We start from the raw sequence: 17,731 nt of genomic DNA on the forward strand, positions 1-17,731 counted from the left end.
CAAAAGATCGAGGCGCTGACCGTCCTCGCCCGCAAATTGGCCCGGATTGCCTTTGCCCTGATGACGACTCAGCAACCGTATCGGACTGCGGCCGATACGGTGGGGTAGACATAGAATCTCCTACAGGGGGAGCGCGGCGTCATGCCTACTGGAACAGATTGGCCATCACACAAAACGTCAGCAATGCCTGGTCGGTATCCACATCCAGCTTGCGCATGGCGGAGATCTTCTGCGCGCTCACCGTCTTCACACTGCGGTTCAGCAGCAGCGCGATGTCCCGCACGCTCATCCCCGACACGAAATGGCGCAGCACTTCGTACTCCTTCACCGACAGGCTGGCGATGCGTCCCTCCACATCATCCCCGCTGGACAGCACGCTGTTCGAGGACTGCATGCCCGGCCCGCGGTAGATGCGGTCCTGGGATAATGCCTTGAGCGCCACGAGGATCTCGTTGAGGTCGCCGTTCTTCAGGATCACCCCCGACACACCCAGGTCGTAAAGGCTGGAGAGGATCAGCGGGTTGGACAGCATGGTGAGGATCAGGATCCGCGTGTCGGGGAAGTTGCGCAGCAGGAACTCGATCAGTTTGATTCCGTCGCCATAGGTCTGGTCGCCCGGCATGTTGTAGTCGGTGATGACGATGGCCGGCCGCTGCTCACGGTACAGCGCCACCAGCTCGCTGGAGTTGTGCGCCTCACCGATCACCTCGAAGCGATCGTCCCGTTCGATCACCTCGCGAACCCCCATCAGGACGATGGGATGGTCGTCCGCTAGTGCCACTCTGACTTTTTCCATGAGTTTCTTGAGTCCCAACATTTGCGATCGTCGGCCGGCCACAGAGGCACGGCCACTCTTCCAGAGTAGCCCCGGTTACCGAACAGGCTCTCAGAGGCTGACCAGGGCCGCCTCGATTCGTCCCAGCAGCGCGTTCACCGCCGCGGACAGTTCCGGCCCGGCGGGCTGCGCAATCAGCGCCTCCTCCACCGAGCCGCAGGCATCGCTCAGGCCATGGGCCCGGACCACCGCCAGCGCGCCACGCAGGCGGTGTACCTGCTGGCGGACGGTCGCCAGGTCGCCGGACTGCAGAGCATCGGTCACCCCCTGCATGTCCTGGCGCATGGTGCGCAGGAACAGATCGCGCATCTTCTCCGAGACCTCGATCCGGTCCTGCGCCGGCGCCTGTTCCTGCTGCTGGCTTTGCGGTGGTTCGGCCGTCACATGGCCGCAGACCTTGAGCAGGCCGTCGTGCAATGTGCGCAGGCTCATCGGCTTGACCAGCCAGGCGTTCATCCCCACTGCCATGCAGCGTTCGCCCTCCTCGCGCAGGGCGTTGGCGGTCACGCCGATGATCGGCAGCCAGCTGTCCTGGCGGCGCAGCTCGCCGACCAGTTCGTAGCCGTTCATCACCGGCATGTTCACATCAGTCAGCAGCGCGTCAAAGGCTCCGGGCGCCCACCGCTGCAGGGCCTCGCGCCCGTTGCTGGTCAGGGTGACGCGGCAGCCCAGCTCCTCGAGCTGCTCCTTGAGCAGCGCCTGGTTGATCGGGTTGTCCTCGGCCACCAGGACCCGCAAGCCGAGCTTGCCCAATCGGGCGACACGGGGAGTCTGGCGGGCCTCGCCACCTCCGCCCTGCTGCGCGAGGCGCAAAGCCTGGGCGATGCCGGACAGATGGTAGAGGCTGACCTCCCAACCCTGGGCTGAAGCCTGTGGCTGCACACTGCCCTCGGTCAAAGCATTTACCCGCGCACCGCTCCACAGCTGCTCGCCACTGGCCTCGAGCAGGTCCAGCAGCACCGCGCCGGGCGGAACGTCCGGCGGCAGCTCTTCCTGAACCAGCGCCGAGCCGCCCCAGCAGTCGACCCAGGCGGCCAGGTTCTGCGCCAGTTCCTTCACCGGCGCCCGCACGTAGACCGGTTGTGGTAGCAGCGGCGCGTCGGCAACCGATGGCTGAGCGTGCTCCAACACCGGCAGCGCCAGGGTAAAGGTGAAACTGCTGCCCAACCCGGTTTCGCTGACTACCCGCAGTTGTCCACCCATCAGGTCGCTCAGTCGCGCGCAGATCGACAGGCCCAGGCCGGTACCGCTGACCGTGTGCTCGTGACCGTGAGCCTGGTAGAAGGGTTCGAACAGCCGCTGCTGCTGCGCGTCGGACATACCGATGCCGGTATCGGTCACCTGCCACTGCAGGGCCGCCTCGCCCTTTTCGCCGGCCACGATGCGCAGTCGCAGCACCACGCGACCGATGTCGGTGAACTTCAGCGCGTTGCTCAGCAGGTTGGCGAGAATCTGCCGGATACGCGCAGCATCGCCGCGCACCAGGCCCGGAACATTCGTGTCGATGCAGGCGTAGAGCTGCAGCTCCTTGCCCTCGGCTACGCCGGCATAGCTGGCGACCACGCCCTCCGCCAGCTCCAGTGGGTTGAACTCCACCGCCTCCAGCGCCATCTGCCCGGCCTCGATCTTGGACACATCGAGGATGTCGCTGATCAGTTGCAGCAGGGTCGAGGACGAACGCTGGATGGTGGCGAGATAGTCGCGCTGCTGCGGGGTCAATTCGGTCAGGCCGAGCAGTTCCAGGGTGCCCAGCACCCCATAGAGCGGCGTGCGGATTTCATGGCTCATCGTGGCGAGGAACACCGATTTCGCCTCGCTGGCGGCATCCGCCGTGAGCTTGGCGTCGGCCAGCATCTGCTGCGCCTGCTTGTGCGCGCTGATGTCGTTGAAGGCGCAGAGCACCACATTCTCGCCCCGGTAGCGGGTCGGCGCGAAGCTGGCGTGCAGCGCGCGTCCTTCCACTTCGAAGACCAGCTCGCCGTTGCCCTCGCCAACCCGTCCGCTGAGGTCCCAGTCGCGGCTGATGCGGGTGATGGCCTCGCCATCGCCCAGCCATTGCTCGGCCAAGCGGTTCTGCATCACCACCTGGTGGCTGCCATGGCGCAGCACGCATAGCGCCACCGGCGCGGTCTGGATCACCGCGCGACTGAAGGCATCGCTCTCGACCAGATCAAGGTGCGCCTGGCGTGCTGGCCTGATCACGCGACGCGAATACCAGGAGATCGCCAGCCAGCCACCCGCCAGGCTGCCCAGGATCAGCGCCAGGCCACCAAAGAACTCCCATTTGGCATAGCGGAAGAAACTGCGATAGCTCAGGTGATAGAGCCCGGTCCAGCCACCGTCGAACTCGCTGCGAATCTTGAATACCAGACCGTCAGTGTCGATGTTGAGCCCATCCGCATAGTCCTTTTCCGAACCGGGGACATCGATCAGCACGTTACCTTGTGGGGTGATCAGCTCCAGTTCGTCGAAAACCGGGCGATCGAGTATCTGCTCCATGTCATTGATCCGCCCCAGATCCAGCAGCGATACCGCCACCACTCTGCGGTCCAGGTCCGAATCCCACCAGAGCTCATCGGGCAGGTCGAGGCTGACATAGGCCAGCAGTTCGCGACTGCCTCCGGTGTAGTTCTGCGCCTTGGCCCAGTGCACCCGGCTGTCACTGCGCTGGGGGGAACGTGTTTCCAGCACCTGGCGCACCTGCTCGATCACCGGCAGGTAGGTGCGTCGGGTCACTGGGCGAAGATCACGGAAGTTGCCGATGGCGGGCACCGCCAGGCTGGTCGGCCCGTTGAGGTCGAGCACCAGCACTTGCGGCGACGGGAAGGATGAGGTGCTCCAATAACTGCTGTAGAAATTCGCCAGCATCACGCCGAAAGAGAAAGTCCCGGCCCTCGTCTGTGGGCCGCCGCCACGCACCTGCTGTGCCAGGGTGAAAGGCATGGCGAAGGAGAACTCCCGTCCTTCGTGGATCTCCATACCGTGCTCGCTGACCAGCATTCGACGTTGCAGGGGGATCACGTCCAGGTCCTGGCGCTGGGTGGAAGCGTCGCTCTGCTGGGCGATGCGGTTGAGGAAAGCCTCGTGCTCGTGGAGGTCCCCGACCAGCCGGCTGAAATGGAAATGCACCTTGTCACGCTCTTCCTGCACCAGCCGGCCAAGCGCCCAGTAACAGGCGCCAACGAGTATCAGCGCAAGGGAGACGGCACACAGCAAGACGATATTCAGGCGTAGCGAGGTGCTCGCCAGTTTACGAATCGAGCCGTTGTCATGTTCCTTCATGCGAAGCATCCGGTGTCGCGGAAAGTGGCGGCGGAGGGCCCGCCGGATACCAGCAGACTGTAGATGTGAGTCAGGCATTAGGCGACCCGTCGGCCCCTTGGAGGCCGACGACCGCCCTGACATCTGCGATGTTTCTGCCGTGGATCAACGAGCCATCGCGGAGCGTTCCTGGAGCAACTGGCGGGTGAATACGGCAGGCGGCACCGCCTCGGAGAACAGGAAGCCCTGGGCGCAATCACACCGCAGCCGACGCAGCAGCGCCAGCTCGTCCGGGTGCTCCACGCCTTCGGCAATCACCTCCAGCCCAAGCTGCCGGCCGAGCTTGACGATGCTCTCCAACGCCGCTGCCAGCCCATCGTCGTCGACGCACCCGTGCACCAGCGCGCGATCGATCTTGAGCTCCGTGAAGGGGGTCGAAACCAGGTTGTACAGCGAGCTGTAGCCCTGGCCAAAATCGTCCTGGGCAAGGCCAAAACCCTTCATGCGCAAGCGGCAGGTGCCAGCATAGTAGTTCGCTGGGGTTGCCGTGCTGCTGCATTCGAGCAGTTCGAAAACGATGTGCGCCGGCACTCCGCCACGGGCAGCGACGAAGGCTGCGAGCCGATCCGGCAGGTCCGGATCATCCAGCAGATGAGTCGGCAGGTTGACCGCCACCGTCAGATGAAAGCCCAGCTTGCCCCAGTCGGCCTGGGCCTGCAGCGCCTGTTCGAGTACCACCCACAGCAGCGCATCGTCCAGCCCGGCGGCAGTCAGCGCCGCCATGAAGCTGCCCGGCTGCAACACACCATAACCAGGGTGCTCCCAGCGCACCAGAGCCTCCGCCGCAACGATGCGGCCGTCGATCAGCGAAGCCTTGGGCTGAAACCATGCACAGAACTGCCGCTGCTCCAGAGCCTGTTCCAGCTCCTCGCGAGTCGGCACTGGAATATCCGGTGCGCGGCGCTGCTCCTCGCGCTCCAGGCGTGTCACGAGCTTCTCCAGCAGGCGGCGGATCACCGGCGCGCGGGCGGGCTTGGCGATCTGTTCGAGCACGGTGATGCCATGGGCGCGGGCCACCATGCAGGCACTGCCCATCAGCGGGCGCGAAGCCGAACTCATGATCGCCAGCAGCGGCGGATGGCTCAGTGCGGCCAGCCGCTGGATCAGTTGCACGCCGTCAAGGCCGGGCATCATCAGGTCGCTGACCACCAGGTCGAAGCGTTCCCGTTCCAGCCAGCGCAGCGCCTCGGCGCCATCCTCGGCGGCGCGCAGCTGCACGGCACCCTGCTCGCGGAACAGGTTGATCAGGTATTCGCGCTGGAAGGGCTGGTCTTCGACGATCAGGATTCGCTGATGTCGCATGGCGGCACCTCCGCGGGCAGGCTGGTCAGGCATTGGCGCAAGGTGCGCAGGTCCACCGGTTTGAGCAGGCAGAGGTTCATGCCGGCAGCGAGGCAACGTTCGTTCTCCTCGTGCATGGCGTTAGCCGTGGCGCCGACGATCGGCCCACGATAGCCGCGCTGGCGCAGCGCACGGGCCAGTTCATAGCCGTTGAGATGGGGCATGTTGACGTCGGTGAGCACCACGTCGAAGGCATCGGGCTGCCAGCGCGACAGCGCCTGCCGGCCATCGGCGGCCAGTTCGACTGCGCAACCGAGCATCTCCAGCTGGTCGCGCAGGATCAGCTGGTTGATCGGGTTGTCCTCCACCAGCAGCACGCGCAGGCCCAGACCGATATCGGGCAGGGTCTCGGCCAGACGCGCGGCCTCGCTGCTGGCGCAGCCCTGCGCTGCTGCCAGGGCACGACGCAGTCCTTCGAGGTTGTAGCGACCCACATGCCAGTCGCAGCCTTCCTGGCGTGGCTGCTCGCCGCCCAGGTCGGTCACCAGTACCCGGCAGCCCCGCCAGCCGGGCAGCGGCTTGCGGTCATGGGGATTGAAGCGCAGGTCCACCAGGACACTGGAAGCATCCTCCTCCACCGGCTGGTCACAGGCCACCACCTGGGCCCGCGCGCCCCAGCGGGCAATCCAGCCGCAGAGGCTATCGGCCAGTTCACGGGTCGGAGCGTGCACCCACACCATCGAGTTGCACAGCCTGGGGGCGCTGGAAGACTGCCGATCCACGCATTGCAACGGCAGGCTGAGGGAAAAGCTGCTGCCCAGCCCCACGTCGCTGACCACCCGCAACTGCCCGCCCATCAGCTCGGTCAGGCGCTTGCAGATCGACAGTCCGAGCCCGGTACCACCGGCCATGCGCGCCTGGCCGGAGACCTGGTAGAAGGCGTCGAAGAGGTTCGCCTGCTGGTCCTCGGGAATGCCGATGCCGGTATCGGCCACCTGCCAGTGCAGGGTGTCGTTCCAGCCCTCGCCGGTCTCGGCGCGCACGCGCAGCACGATGCGTCCGCTATCGGTGAACTTCACCGCGTTGCTCAGCAGATTGTTGAGAATCTGGCGGATACGCGTGGCGTCGCCCAGTACCCGCTCGGGCATCTGCGAGTCACAGCAGGCATAGATCTGCAGGCCCTTGGCGCGAGCCGCCGCAGCGTATGACTGGACGCTGTCGAGGGTGAGTTCCAGCGGCGAGAACTCCACCGGCTCCAGGCCCAGCTGGCCGACTTCGATCTTCGATACATCGAGCACATCACTGATCAATTGCAGCAGGGTCGAGGACGAGCGCTGGATGGCGCGCAGATACCCGGACTGCTGGTGATCCAGCGCCGTGCGACCGAGGAGCTCAAGGGTGCCGAGCACGCCATACAGCGGTGTCCGGATTTCATGGCTCATGGTCGCCAGGAACAGCGTCTTCGCCTCGTTGGCAGTGTCCGACAGGCGCTTGGCTTCAGCCAGCGCCGCCTCGGTCTGCTTGCGCGCGCTGATATCGCTGAAGGCGCAGCAGAGCACTTCCTCGCCCTTGTAGCGGGTCGGCGTGTAGCTCAGGTACAGATGCCTTCCGGTATGGGTATCCACCTCTTCCGAGCCGCCCTCCTCGCCACTGCTGAAGCCGCGCTCCAGCCAGCCATGGCTCCAGTAACGACGCTCATCGCCGCTGCCCAGCCATTGCTGGGCGAGGCGGTTCTCCAGCACCACCTCGGCATCGCTGCGCCGCAGCACACAGAGCGCCACCGGCGCGGTCTGGATCATCGCGCGGGAGAACCCCTCGTTCTCCACCAGCGCATCGAGACGGTGCTGCGCCGGGCCGATCAGGCGCCGGTTGATGCGTCGGCACATGCCCCATACCAGCAGCGAGCAGCCCAGCAGGAAGGCCAGCGATGCGAGGATCCTGGGCCACATCGGCAGCAGCAGGTCGTACAGGTTGAAGTAGTAGATCAGCGACCAGTCGGAGCTGCCCAGGTGCTTGAGCAGCGCCAGGTGGCTGGGCAGCAGGCCGGGCCCGCTGAAGGCGAAGTTGTCGCCGTCCCACAGGTCGCTGAACTGCAGGCCGAGTTGCGGTGTGACCGCGCTGCCGAGAATCGCCCGGTGCTCACGGTCCAGCAGCAGGAAGCGCCCGGCTTCGGGCACACCGAAGGCCGCGGAGAGGTCAGCGCCGAACAGCTCGAGCCCCAGCCAGCCGTTGTCCTGCTCGCTGGTCACGCGGGTGAACAGGTACTGCCGCGCCTGCGGGTCGGTCGGGTCGGCGAGCCAGCGCACCTGTCGCTCTTCCGTCGGCGTACCAGGTTGCGCCAGCGCTTCGAGCACCGACGGCGGCACCACGGCGTTGAGCGCCGGCGCCCCGTACAACCGCGTCACCGTGCGATCGTCTTCGGGGGAGACATAGATCAGGTTCAGCCGCTTGGCCTCCATCTCCTCCAGGTCGCGCCCGGACAGCGCCAGGCTCCAGCTGGAACCGGGCTCGCCGAGGGTGACGAAAATCTGCTCGTGGGGCGGCACCGGCACGCTCAACTGGCGCCACTGCACCATCGGCTCACGCACTTTCCAGGTCACACCCCGGCTGATGTGCTCCAGCAGCGATTCGCGCTGGCCGAGGTAATCCTGGGCTTCGTACATGGCCGCGTTCATCTGCCGACGCAACTGCGACACTTCGCTATTGAGGCTCGCGGCAAGGAACAGGCTGAGGGTGAAGAAAAGGCAGGCGATCACCACCCCGGCCAGCAGACGAAGAAGCTTTCGGGCCGCCTTCGGGGTGGAAAAGGACGAATCCTGACGACGAAGGAACTGCTTGAGTTTCATGGCCGCCAGCCTGGCGAAAAGCTTGCCAGGCGGACATCAGACAAATCTAAAAAGTGGGGATCAGATAAATCTAAAAAGTGGGGAAATGCGAGCGGTCGCTCAGCGCGTCGGGTTAACCATCGAGCAACCCGCTCGCCCGCTGCACCCGCCGCTCCGTCGCGGCCTCAAGCACCTGCCAGCCGCGACCGGCGCTGGCCAGGGTGAACCATTTGCGCGCGCGGGTGATGCCGGTGTAGACCAGCTCGCGGGTGAGGATGGGGTTGAGGCTGTCGGGCAGCAGCAGCGCGGCGTGGGTGAACTCCGAGCCCTGGGACTTGTGCACGGTCATGGCGAATACCGTCTCCACCGCCTGCAGGCGGCTGGGCAGGATCCAGCGGATGGCGTCGGTACCGTCGCCCGCCGGGAAGGCCACTCGCGCCACCCAACGCACCGAGCCGTCGTCGGCCGCCTGCGGCAGTGCCAGGGTGATGCCGATGTCGCCGTTCATCAGTCCCAGGCCGTAGTCGTTGCGGGTGACCAGCACCGGGCGACCAGCGAACCAGCCGCTAGCCGTGGGGATCAAGCCTTCGCGTTGCAGCAGGTCGCCGATCAGGCTGTTCAACCCCTCCACGCCCCAGGGCCCGCGGCGCAAGGCGCAGAGCAACTGGAACTGACCGTGGGCTTCCAGCACCTGCCTGGCCCAGCCATCCAGCGCAGACTGAGCGGCGTTGTCCGCTGGCCGCGCACCGCTGACGACGCGCAGGTAGTGGGCGTAGCCGACCGGGCCGAACAGGTCGCCACCGCGCCCGCCGTCGATCACCAGATCCCGCAGGCTGCGGGTTTCCTGGGCGTCCACCGCGATGCGGGCGAGGTCTTCGTGCTGCGCCTTCCACACCTGGCGCAGGGCCGGGATATCGCCGGCGTTGACCGCCTCGGCCAGCTGGCCGATACCACTGTCGGCGCTGAAACGGTGGCTATGACGAAGCATCGCCACGGCCTGGTCGAGATCGGTGCCAGATGTGTCCAGAAGCGTGGCGTCAATCGATTCGCCGGTCACGGCCTCCAGCCAGTCGCGGGTGGCCGGGCGGTAGTGACCTTCGCGGGCGCGGCTGCACAGCTCGCCGAGCACTGCGCCGGCTTCCACCGAGGCCAGCTGGTCCTTGTCGCCCAGCAGGATCAGCCGCGCGCGCGGCGGCAATGCGGCGAGCAGCGAGGCCATCATTTCCAGGTCGACCATCGAGGCTTCGTCCACCACCAGCAGCTCCAGCGCCAGAGGGTTGCCGGCGTGGTGGCGGAACTGGCGGCTATCCGGCCGGCTGCCGAGCAGGCGGTGCAGCGTGGTCACCTCGGTCGGGATCGCCTCGCGCGCAGCCTCGCCATTGGCCAGCCGTGCGAGGTCCAGGCGCTGCACGGCGCCAGCGATGGATTCGTTCAGTCGCGCAGCCGCCTTGCCAGTAGGAGCGGCGAGGCGGATGCGCAGAGGCCGCCCTCCCTCCCCCAGCGCCAGGCTTTGCAGCAGGGCGAGCAGCTTGACCACGGTGGTCGTCTTGCCGGTGCCGGGCCCCCCGGTGACGATGCCAAAGGCGTTGCCGGCGACCAGCGCGCAGGCGAGCTTCTGCCAGTCCGCCGGCGCGCCGGGCTTCTTCGGGAACAGCGCATCCAGGGCCTGACGCAGCTGGGCAGCGGGAAGCGCGGCACGCAGCGTATCGCCCTGCCGCAGACGCTGGTCGATTCCAGCGCGCACTTCACGCTCGTACTGCCAGTAGCGACGCAGATAGAGACGACGGCCGGACAGCACCAACGGCGTATCGCCAGGGCCTTCGCCGACCAGTCGCGGATCACTCAGCACGGCACGCCAGGCGTCGAGGTCGAAGCCGTCAAGCAGTACGCCGGGCAACTCCGGGGCGTCCTTGGCCGAGTCGCCTTCGGGCGGCAGCGACAGCGCAAAGCGGCTGTCAGCCAGCGTCGCCTCCAGGTCGAGGCAGACGTGCCCGCGACCGAGTTGGTGACTGGCCAGCGCGGCGGCGAGGATCAGCAACGGACTGGCGTCCGGCGCGCGTTCGACCAGGAAGATCGCGAAGGCGCGGTCCAGCTCGCGCAGCCAGCCGCGCTCGGCCCAGCGGCCGATCAGCTCGAGCATTTGCGCGGTGCTCTTCATGCCGGCACCTCCGCGCGGAACAACCGGTCCAGCTCGTCCATCAGCGCCTTTGGCGGGCGCTCCAGGTACATGCCCTGGGTCGCCGAGGAACTGCCGCGCAGGAACAGGTACATCGCGCCTCCGATATGGCGGTCGTAGTCATAGTCGGGCAGCCGCGCCTGCAGCAGCCGGTGCAGGGCGAACAGGTAGAGTGCGTACTGCAGGTCGTAGCGGTGTTCCAGCAAAGCCTCGCGTAGAGCGCTTTGCGTGTAGGCCTCGTCGTCGGCGCCCAGCCAGTTGGATTTGTAGTCGGCCACGTAGTAGCGGCCCTCGTGCTCGAACACCAGGTCGATGAAGCCCTTGAGCATGCCGTTGAGCAGGTTTACCTGCAGCGTCGGACGCGCCACGCCGTCGAGCGTATGACGGATCACGGCAGCGTCGAGACGCTGGGTATCGACGTGACGAGTGGAGAACCAGAACTCCATTTCCTTCTGGAAAGTAGTCAACCCGGCCAGGCTGACGGGCGCCGCATCGGGCACGCGGAACGCCGTGCGCAGGTACTGCCCGAGCCAGCCGGCGAGCGGCTCGATCCACTCTTCCCAGCCGCGCACGGCGCAGCGCCGGGCGATCTGGTCGCGCAGCTGTTCTTCGTCGACGTTGAAGCCTTCGTCGGCGGCCCACTCCAGCAAGCCGTGGAGGAAGCTGCCGGGGTTCGCACCGCGCGGGAAGGCGTGCAGACTGAAGGGTGCGGGCACAGATTCCAGCTCGCGGTGTTCTTCCAGGCTGCTTTCACGCAGCAGGTCTTCGCCGGCGCTGATGGGTTCGTGGGCGGCCGGTGCCGGGGCGATTTCGCTGTCGTCTTCGGTAGCCAGCGCCGCCAGCGCGGAATAGCTGGCGATCCACCATTTTTCCGCCACCCGACGGCGCGGTTCGCGGGCCGCGCCCAGCTCGCCGGCCTGCTGACCCACGAAGACTTGCGTACCGACTTCCGGTGCCGGCTCCAGGGCTATTTCCGCCTGGCCGGCCTGCAAGTCGCCCAGGCGCGCGGCCACGTCCTCGACACTCAGTGCGTTGCCGCCGCCGAGCAGGTAGCCCATGGCGCCCTTGTGCAGTTCGGGGTTCTTGCTGTTGCTCATTACCAGCGGCGCCATGCCCAGCCACACGGCGTGGCGCGCGCGGGTCAGAGCCACGTAGAGCAGGCGCATATCCTCGCTCAGGCGCTCGTCGTTAGCCTGCTGGAACGCGGCCTTGGCCAGTTCCTTGTCGCGGGACAGTTCGACCACCCGCGATTCGCCGGACTGGAAGCTCGGCGGCATGCCGCTCTTGCCGTCCAGTTCACGCCAGGTGCAGATGAAGGGCAGCAGCACCAGCGGGTACTCCAGGCCCTTGGACTTGTGGATGGTCACCACCTTGATCAGGTCGGCGTCGCTTTCCAGGCGGAGGATTTCCTCGCTGGACGGGCTCTCCAGTTGCTCGGCGAGCACCCGCAGTAACGCGTGTTCGCCGTCCAGTTCCACCGCTTCGCGCTGCAGCCACTCGGCCAGGTGCAGCAGGTTGGTCAGGCTGCGTTCGCCATCGGTTTCGCGCAGCAGACGCGCCGGCAGGGCGAAGTCGGCGAGCAGTCGACGCAGCATCGGCAGCACGCCCTGCTGTTGCCAGAGCACGCGGTAGTCGCGGAAGCGCAGCACCATGTCTTCCCAGAAGCGTTCGTCCTGGTTCAACCGCTCCAGGGTCGCCCAGTCCAGTGCCAGGCTGCGGGTCGCCAGGGCGATGCGCAGCGCGCCATCGTCGCCGGGGTCGGCGCAGGCGCGCAGCCAGTGCAGCAGGTCGACGGCTTCGGGGCTGTCGAACACCGAATCGCGGTCGGACAGGTAGACACTGGCAAGCCGGCGTTTCGCCAGTTCGCCGCGCACGGCTTCGGCTTCGCTGCGACCGCGCACGAGGATGGCGATGTCTGCCGGGCGCAGGGCGCGCCACTGGCCATCGGCGTCGCGGAAGCCGCTCTGCGCGGAACTCAACCAGCGCTGGATGGCGCTCGCGCTGCGCTCGGCCATCTGCTGGCGGTACAGCGTGGAGCCGCAGACCTGGCCGTCGTTGTCCAGTTGCCAGAAGGTCATGGCCGGCGCTTCGCTGCCTTCGAGCAGCAGCGTTTCGTCACGGCCGCGCGCCTCGACATTTAGGAACGGCACCGGGTTTTCCTGACCCTCCATCGCGAAGCGGAAGGCGCCGCGCGGATGGGCTTCGGCAAACAGGAAGCAGCGGTTGGCGGCGTTCACCATGGCCAGCGTCGAGCGGTAGTTGGTGCCCAGCGTGTAGTGCCGCCCAGCGGTGGCGGCACGGGCGCGCAGGTAGGTGTGGATATCGGCGCCACGGAAGGCGTAGATCGCCTGCTTGGGGTCGCCGATCATGAACAGACCGAGGTTTCTGGGGTTCTCCGAGATGCGGTAGACGCGCTCGAAGATGCGGTACTGCAGCGGGTCGGTGTCCTGGAATTCGTCGATCAGCGCAATCGGGAACTGCTCGCGAATCCGTTCGGCCAGGCGCTCGCCGCCATTGCCGGCCAGGGCGCGGTCGAGGCGCACCAGAAGGTCGTCGAAGCCGAGTTCGGCGCGCTTCTGCTTCTCCACTTCCAGGTTGTGCCGCACTTCGCCCAGAGCGTGAAGCAGCAGTTGCGGTGCGATCTCCGGGCGCCCCTCGGAACGCTCGACCCACACATCGATGGCTTGCAGCGCCGGGTGTTCCGGCACCACCGCCTTGGCTTTCACCTTGATCCGCGTCTGGCCGAACTTGGCGAGGTTGTCCGGTGCGTCGGCGCCTTCGCTCCAGGCATCCAGCGCTTCGATCCAGCCGGCGAACACGGCGTCGTCATCCTTGCCGCGATAGCTGTTGCCGTTGAGATCGCCGCGAAGGTTGCGCAGCAGTTCGGCGACGCCCTGGCGATCCGCCGCCCAGGCTTCACGGGCGCGGGTTTCGGCGGCAGCGAGTTCATCGTAGAACTGGCCGGTGTCCTCCAGCAGATCGGCCAGCGAAGCCGGGGCCGTGAGCGGCTGGTCGGCGAAGCGGAAGCCGGCTTCCTGCGTCGAAAGCAGCGGTTGCAGTGCGCGGGCCAGCGCTTCGGGACCGGCGTAACAATGGCGCACGGCATTGGCCGCCGCCACGCCCAGCGGGTAGAAGTTGCGTCGCCAGTAGTCGCGCACGGCTTCGGCGAGCAGTTCGCTCTGGTCGGCGGCGAGGTCCTGGGTGAACAGGCTTCCGCTGTCGAAGGCGTGCTCGCGCAGCATGCGGTAGCACCAGCTGTGGATGGTCGAGACGGCGGCTTCGTCCATCCATTCGGCGGCCAGCCGCAGCAGGCGCGCGCAGCCGGGCCAGCGCTCGGCGGCGTAGCTGTCGCGCAGTTTCACCAGCAGGCCGTCGTGTTTCTGCTCGGGCTCGGCGAAGCAGCGCGCGGCTTCGCCCAGGCGCGCACGGATACGTTCGCGCAGTTCCTGGGTCGCGGCTTCGGTGAAGGTCACCACGAGGATTTCCGGCGGGCTCAGCGGCCGTCCGAACGCAGCCTGCTCGCCGCCGTGGTCGAGGACCAGGCGTACGTAGAGCAAGGCGATGGTGAAGGTCTTGCCGGTGCCGGCGCTGGCCTCGATCAGCCGGCTACCGTGCAGCGGGAAGTCGAGAGGATTGAGCTCGACGGCGCTCATTGTTCGGCCTCCTTGCGCTGCAGAATCGCAAATAGCGGTCCGTACAGCTTCTGCGCCCAGGCCGCGAATTCCCCACTGGCGTTGAGCGCGGCGAAGTCCGGGTAGACCCGCGCCAGCGCCGCCGAAGACGCCACCTCACCGCTCAGGTTGAAGCCGCCGTCGTAGCGCTTGGCAGCTTCGCGGGCTGCACGGTCTTCGTCATCGCCAGCAGACAGCCAGGCGAACGCCGCCTTGCAGGCCACCGGCAGCGGGCGGCTCATGCCCTGGAACCAGGCATCCAGCAGCGCATCCAGTTCGGCGCGGGCTTCCTGCGCCGGCAGCGGCGGGAATTCCAGGGTGCCGGTCAGGCCGACCAGCACGCTGGTCACCGGTTCGCCACACAGTTGCAACGCCAGGTGACGCGCCCACGGGCGCACCAGTCCATGCCATTTGTAGCCCTTGCCTTCATGCAGCTTGCCGCTGACCAGGTGCAGGCTGGCGAGCTGGCCGTCGGCATTGCGGCGCAGGCCGCCGAGCCAGTCGGCCAGTTCGATGCCGGCGTGTTCGTGATTGAGTTCGCGCTGCTCGTCTTCCACCTGCGACCAGTGCTCCAGCTGTTCGCGGTAGCGCGCCAGCAGGTCGTGCAGCGGCGCCACCAGCGCCTGGGCCGAGAAGTCGCCGAAGGCTGCCAGCGGCAGCCGGCCTTCGCGGCGCAGGCGCTCGACCTGGGCGGTGAGTTGCGCTCCCAGCTGATCATCCTGCCAATGCTGTTCCACCCACGGGCGCAAGCGCTCGCAGAGTTCGAGCTGCAATTGCCAGACATCCAGGCCATTCAGCTCGAAGGGCTCTTCGTCCTGGCCGGTCAGTTGTTCCTCGCCGAAGCGCACCTTGAGGCGCTGCAGGAAGAAGGCGCCGACCGGGTTGGCGAGGAAGTCCGAGAGCACGCGCAGGCCGATGGGTGCATCCAGCACCGGTGGCGACAGCGGCGCATCATTCGCCTCGCCGTCATGCTCGCGGTGCACGTCGCGCCATTCGCGGGCGTAGGTGTAGAGGCCATCGATACCCTGCGCCGAGGGCGCGTCGAAATAGGCGCGGCTGAAGGGTTGCAGCGGGTGTTCCAGGGTTAGTCCATGCAACAGGTCGCTACCGTTGGCGCCCTGCCAGCCGGCGGCGAGGTGGTCGCGCAGCTGGCCGACCAGCACGGATGGCGGGCGCTCGCTGTTGTCGCGGATGCTTCGTCCAACCCAACTGACGTAGAGCTGGCGGCGCGCGGAAAGCAGCGCTTCGAGCAGCAGGTAACGGTCGTCCTCGCGCCGCGAACGGTCGCCGGGGCGGTAGTCGTTGCGCATCAGGTCGAAGTCCAGCGGCGACTGCGGGCGTGGGTAGTCGCCGTCGTTCATGCCCAGCAGGCAGACCAGCTGGAAGGGAATCGCGCGCATCGGCATCAGGGTGCAGAAGCTCACCGCGCCGGCGAGGAAACGCTGATTCAGGCCACCGGCATCCAGGCCGCTGAGCCAGGCCTCGCGCACCACCGAGAGCGGCAGCAGGTCGGTGAAACAGGCGTACTCGCAAGTTTTCAGCCAATCATCGAGCAGGTCCAGCAGTTGCTGGCGGAGCAGTTCGTCATGGTCGTCGGTGACCTGAAAGAAGTCTTCCAGCAGGTTGCGCAGGCGCTGCACCCAGGTCACCGCATCGGCTTCCTCGGCGAGCAGGTCGCAGGCCTTTTCCAGCGCGCCGAGCAGGCCGGCCAGCGGGCCGAGGGCGGCGGCGTCGAGACCGCCGATTTCCGCATAGGGCTGGATGCCCTGGAAGGCTTCGCCCTCGCCCACCGCAAAACCCAACAGCATGCGCCGCAGGCCGAAGCGCCAGCTGTTGGCTTCGGCGGCGGCGGGCAGGCCGAGGCGTTCGCGCTGCTGGCCATCGAGGCCCCAGCGCACGCCGGCGCCATCGATCCACCGGCGCAGTAGCGGCAGGTCGGCGTCGGCCAGGCCGAAGCGCGCGCGCACGGCGGCGACGTCCAGCAGGTCGAGTATTTCGCTCACCGCGAAACGGCTGTCGGGCAGCCGCAGCAGGTGTTCCAGCGCTACCAGCAGCGGCTCACGGCCGCGCTGTCCCTGGTCCGCCAGGGTGTAGGGGATGAAGCGTTTGTCGTCGCGGGGGATCTGGCCGAACACGGCTTCGATGTGCGGCGCGTAGGGGTTGATGTCCGGGACCATGACGATCACGTCGCGCGGGCGCAGCGTGGGGTCGGCGTCGAAGCGCGCGAGCAACTGGTCGTGAAGTATCTCCACTTCGCGCTGGGCGCTGTGGGCGACATGGAAGCGCACCGAGTCGTCGACCTGCGGGTCGACCGCCGGCCAGTGTTCGCGGGTCTCGTTGATCGGTCGCAGTTCGAGGATGTCGTCCTGCAGCTGGCCGAGCAGGCTGCCCGGCTCCACCTCGCTGAACAGATCGATGCGCCCATTGCTCACCGCACCCAGGCGCGCGCGGTAGGTTTCCGGGTCGTCGTACTGGTCGAGCAGGTTGATGTAGTCGCGGCCCTGCTTGCCCCAGGCAGCCAGCAGCGGCTGGGCGTACTGGTGTTGCTGGTCGTCACTGAGCAGCTCCGGGGTGCCGGCGCGGCGGCGCTGGCGGCGGTACTCATGGCGCAGCAGGTCCTTGTCGGCAACGATGTCGGCCCAGTGATGGCGGCAGGGGTTGTGCACGCAGAGCAGCACCTGGGCGTGACGCGCCAGTACGGCGAGAGCCTCTACCGTCTGCGCAGGCATCGCGGAGATGCCGAACACCACCACGCGGCGCGGCAGGTTCGGCAGCAGGTTGTCAGCGGCCTTGAGTTTCTCGATGAAGCGCCCGTGTACGCCGGCCCGGCTGGTGGCCAGGCCTTCGGGGCCGACATCGTCGAGCAGTGCGCGCCACAGGGCGGCTTGCCAGCGGTTGTCGGCGTCCAGCTCGCGCACGCTGCCGTTGGCCAAGCGCAGTTGATCGACGTTGCGGCTCCAGTCTTCCAGCCAGTCGGCGCGGTAGACCTGGTACTGGTCGAACAGGTCGGCCAGGCGCTCGGCCAGCTGGTGGCGCTTGCGCAGGTCGGCGTCGTCGGCGAGGAAGCGTTGCAGGGTGGCGAACTCGTCGCGCGCCAGCAGCGTCGGCAGCAGGCGCATCAGGCGCCAGGTCAGCGGGGCCTTGTCGAGCACCGAGACTTCGGGGATTTCATCGCAGCCCAGCGCACCCCGGTAGGCGCGCCAGAGGAATTGCGCGGGCAGTTGAACGTCCAGCGCGGCGGTTATGCCACAGCCACCGTCCTGCACATCGCGTCCCAGCGCCAGCTTCAGCCACTGGGCGATGCCGTTGCTCTGCACCAGGATGACTTCGTTCTCCAGCGGCGCCAGTGGGTGCAGGCTCATCCACTGCACCAGCAGGTCGCGCAGCGCTTCCGGATGGTTGCCATGGATCACCATCAGGCCGGGGGTCAGTCGCTGCTCGCTCATCGTGTCTCCTGATGCGGAGCGGGCAACTTGGGGTGCCCGCCGGGGATGACGGGCATTTCACCAAAAACCGCGCGCCGGAGCAGCCTTTTTCCCCACCTGGCGGGAGGATTTCCCCACCACCGCGAAACGCCCGACCTCTTCATTTACACAAACGGGCCCACAACCGGGCCTCTCCG

7 protein-coding genes are annotated in these 17,731 nt (G+C 67.0%); all 7 read right to left on the bottom strand.

The features are described from left to right. Window positions 1-145: 145 nt before the first annotated feature. A complete protein-coding gene (locus IB274_RS08015; protein ID WP_192431492.1) occupies window positions 146-796 on the bottom strand; it encodes a response regulator in 651 nt (216 codons plus the stop codon). A gap of 90 nt (window positions 797-886) precedes the next feature. Next, the gene (locus tag IB274_RS08020; RefSeq protein ID WP_192431493.1) at window positions 887-4,117 is read right to left on the bottom strand and encodes a hybrid sensor histidine kinase/response regulator; all 3,231 of its coding nucleotides are present in this window, start codon (window positions 4,115-4,117) and stop codon (window positions 887-889) included. A gap of 144 nt (window positions 4,118-4,261) precedes the next feature. Beyond that, on the bottom strand, window positions 4,262-5,458 hold the full coding sequence (locus tag IB274_RS08025; RefSeq protein ID WP_192431494.1) for an EAL domain-containing protein: 1,197 nt from the start codon (window positions 5,456-5,458) through the stop codon (window positions 4,262-4,264). Further along, window positions 5,437-8,283 carry an ATP-binding protein gene (locus IB274_RS08030; RefSeq protein WP_192431495.1) on the bottom strand — a complete coding sequence of 949 codons (2,847 nt, stop codon included), beginning with the start codon at window positions 8,281-8,283 and terminating at the stop codon, window positions 5,437-5,439. Before IB274_RS08030 ends, IB274_RS08025 begins: the two co-directional genes overlap by 22 nt. A gap of 112 nt (window positions 8,284-8,395) precedes the next feature. Further along, complete coding sequence (gene recD, locus IB274_RS08035; RefSeq protein WP_192431496.1) at window positions 8,396-10,420, bottom strand: exodeoxyribonuclease V subunit alpha; 2,025 nt, start codon at window positions 10,418-10,420, stop codon at window positions 8,396-8,398. Beyond that, window positions 10,417-14,091: an exodeoxyribonuclease V subunit beta gene (recB, locus tag IB274_RS08040; protein WP_192431497.1), complete on the bottom strand. Its 3,675-nt coding sequence runs from the start codon at window positions 14,089-14,091 to the stop codon at window positions 10,417-10,419. The genes recD and recB overlap by 4 nt, the downstream gene beginning before the upstream one ends. Further along, window positions 14,088-17,555 carry an exodeoxyribonuclease V subunit gamma gene (gene recC / locus IB274_RS08045; RefSeq protein ID WP_192431498.1) on the bottom strand — a complete coding sequence of 1,156 codons (3,468 nt, stop codon included), beginning with the start codon at window positions 17,553-17,555 and terminating at the stop codon, window positions 14,088-14,090. Before recC ends, recB begins: the two co-directional genes overlap by 4 nt. Window positions 17,556-17,731 lie beyond the last annotated feature (176 nt).

Source organism: Pseudomonas sp. PDM18 (genome assembly GCF_014852585.1).
GTDB lineage: Bacteria > Pseudomonadota > Gammaproteobacteria > Pseudomonadales > Pseudomonadaceae > Pseudomonas.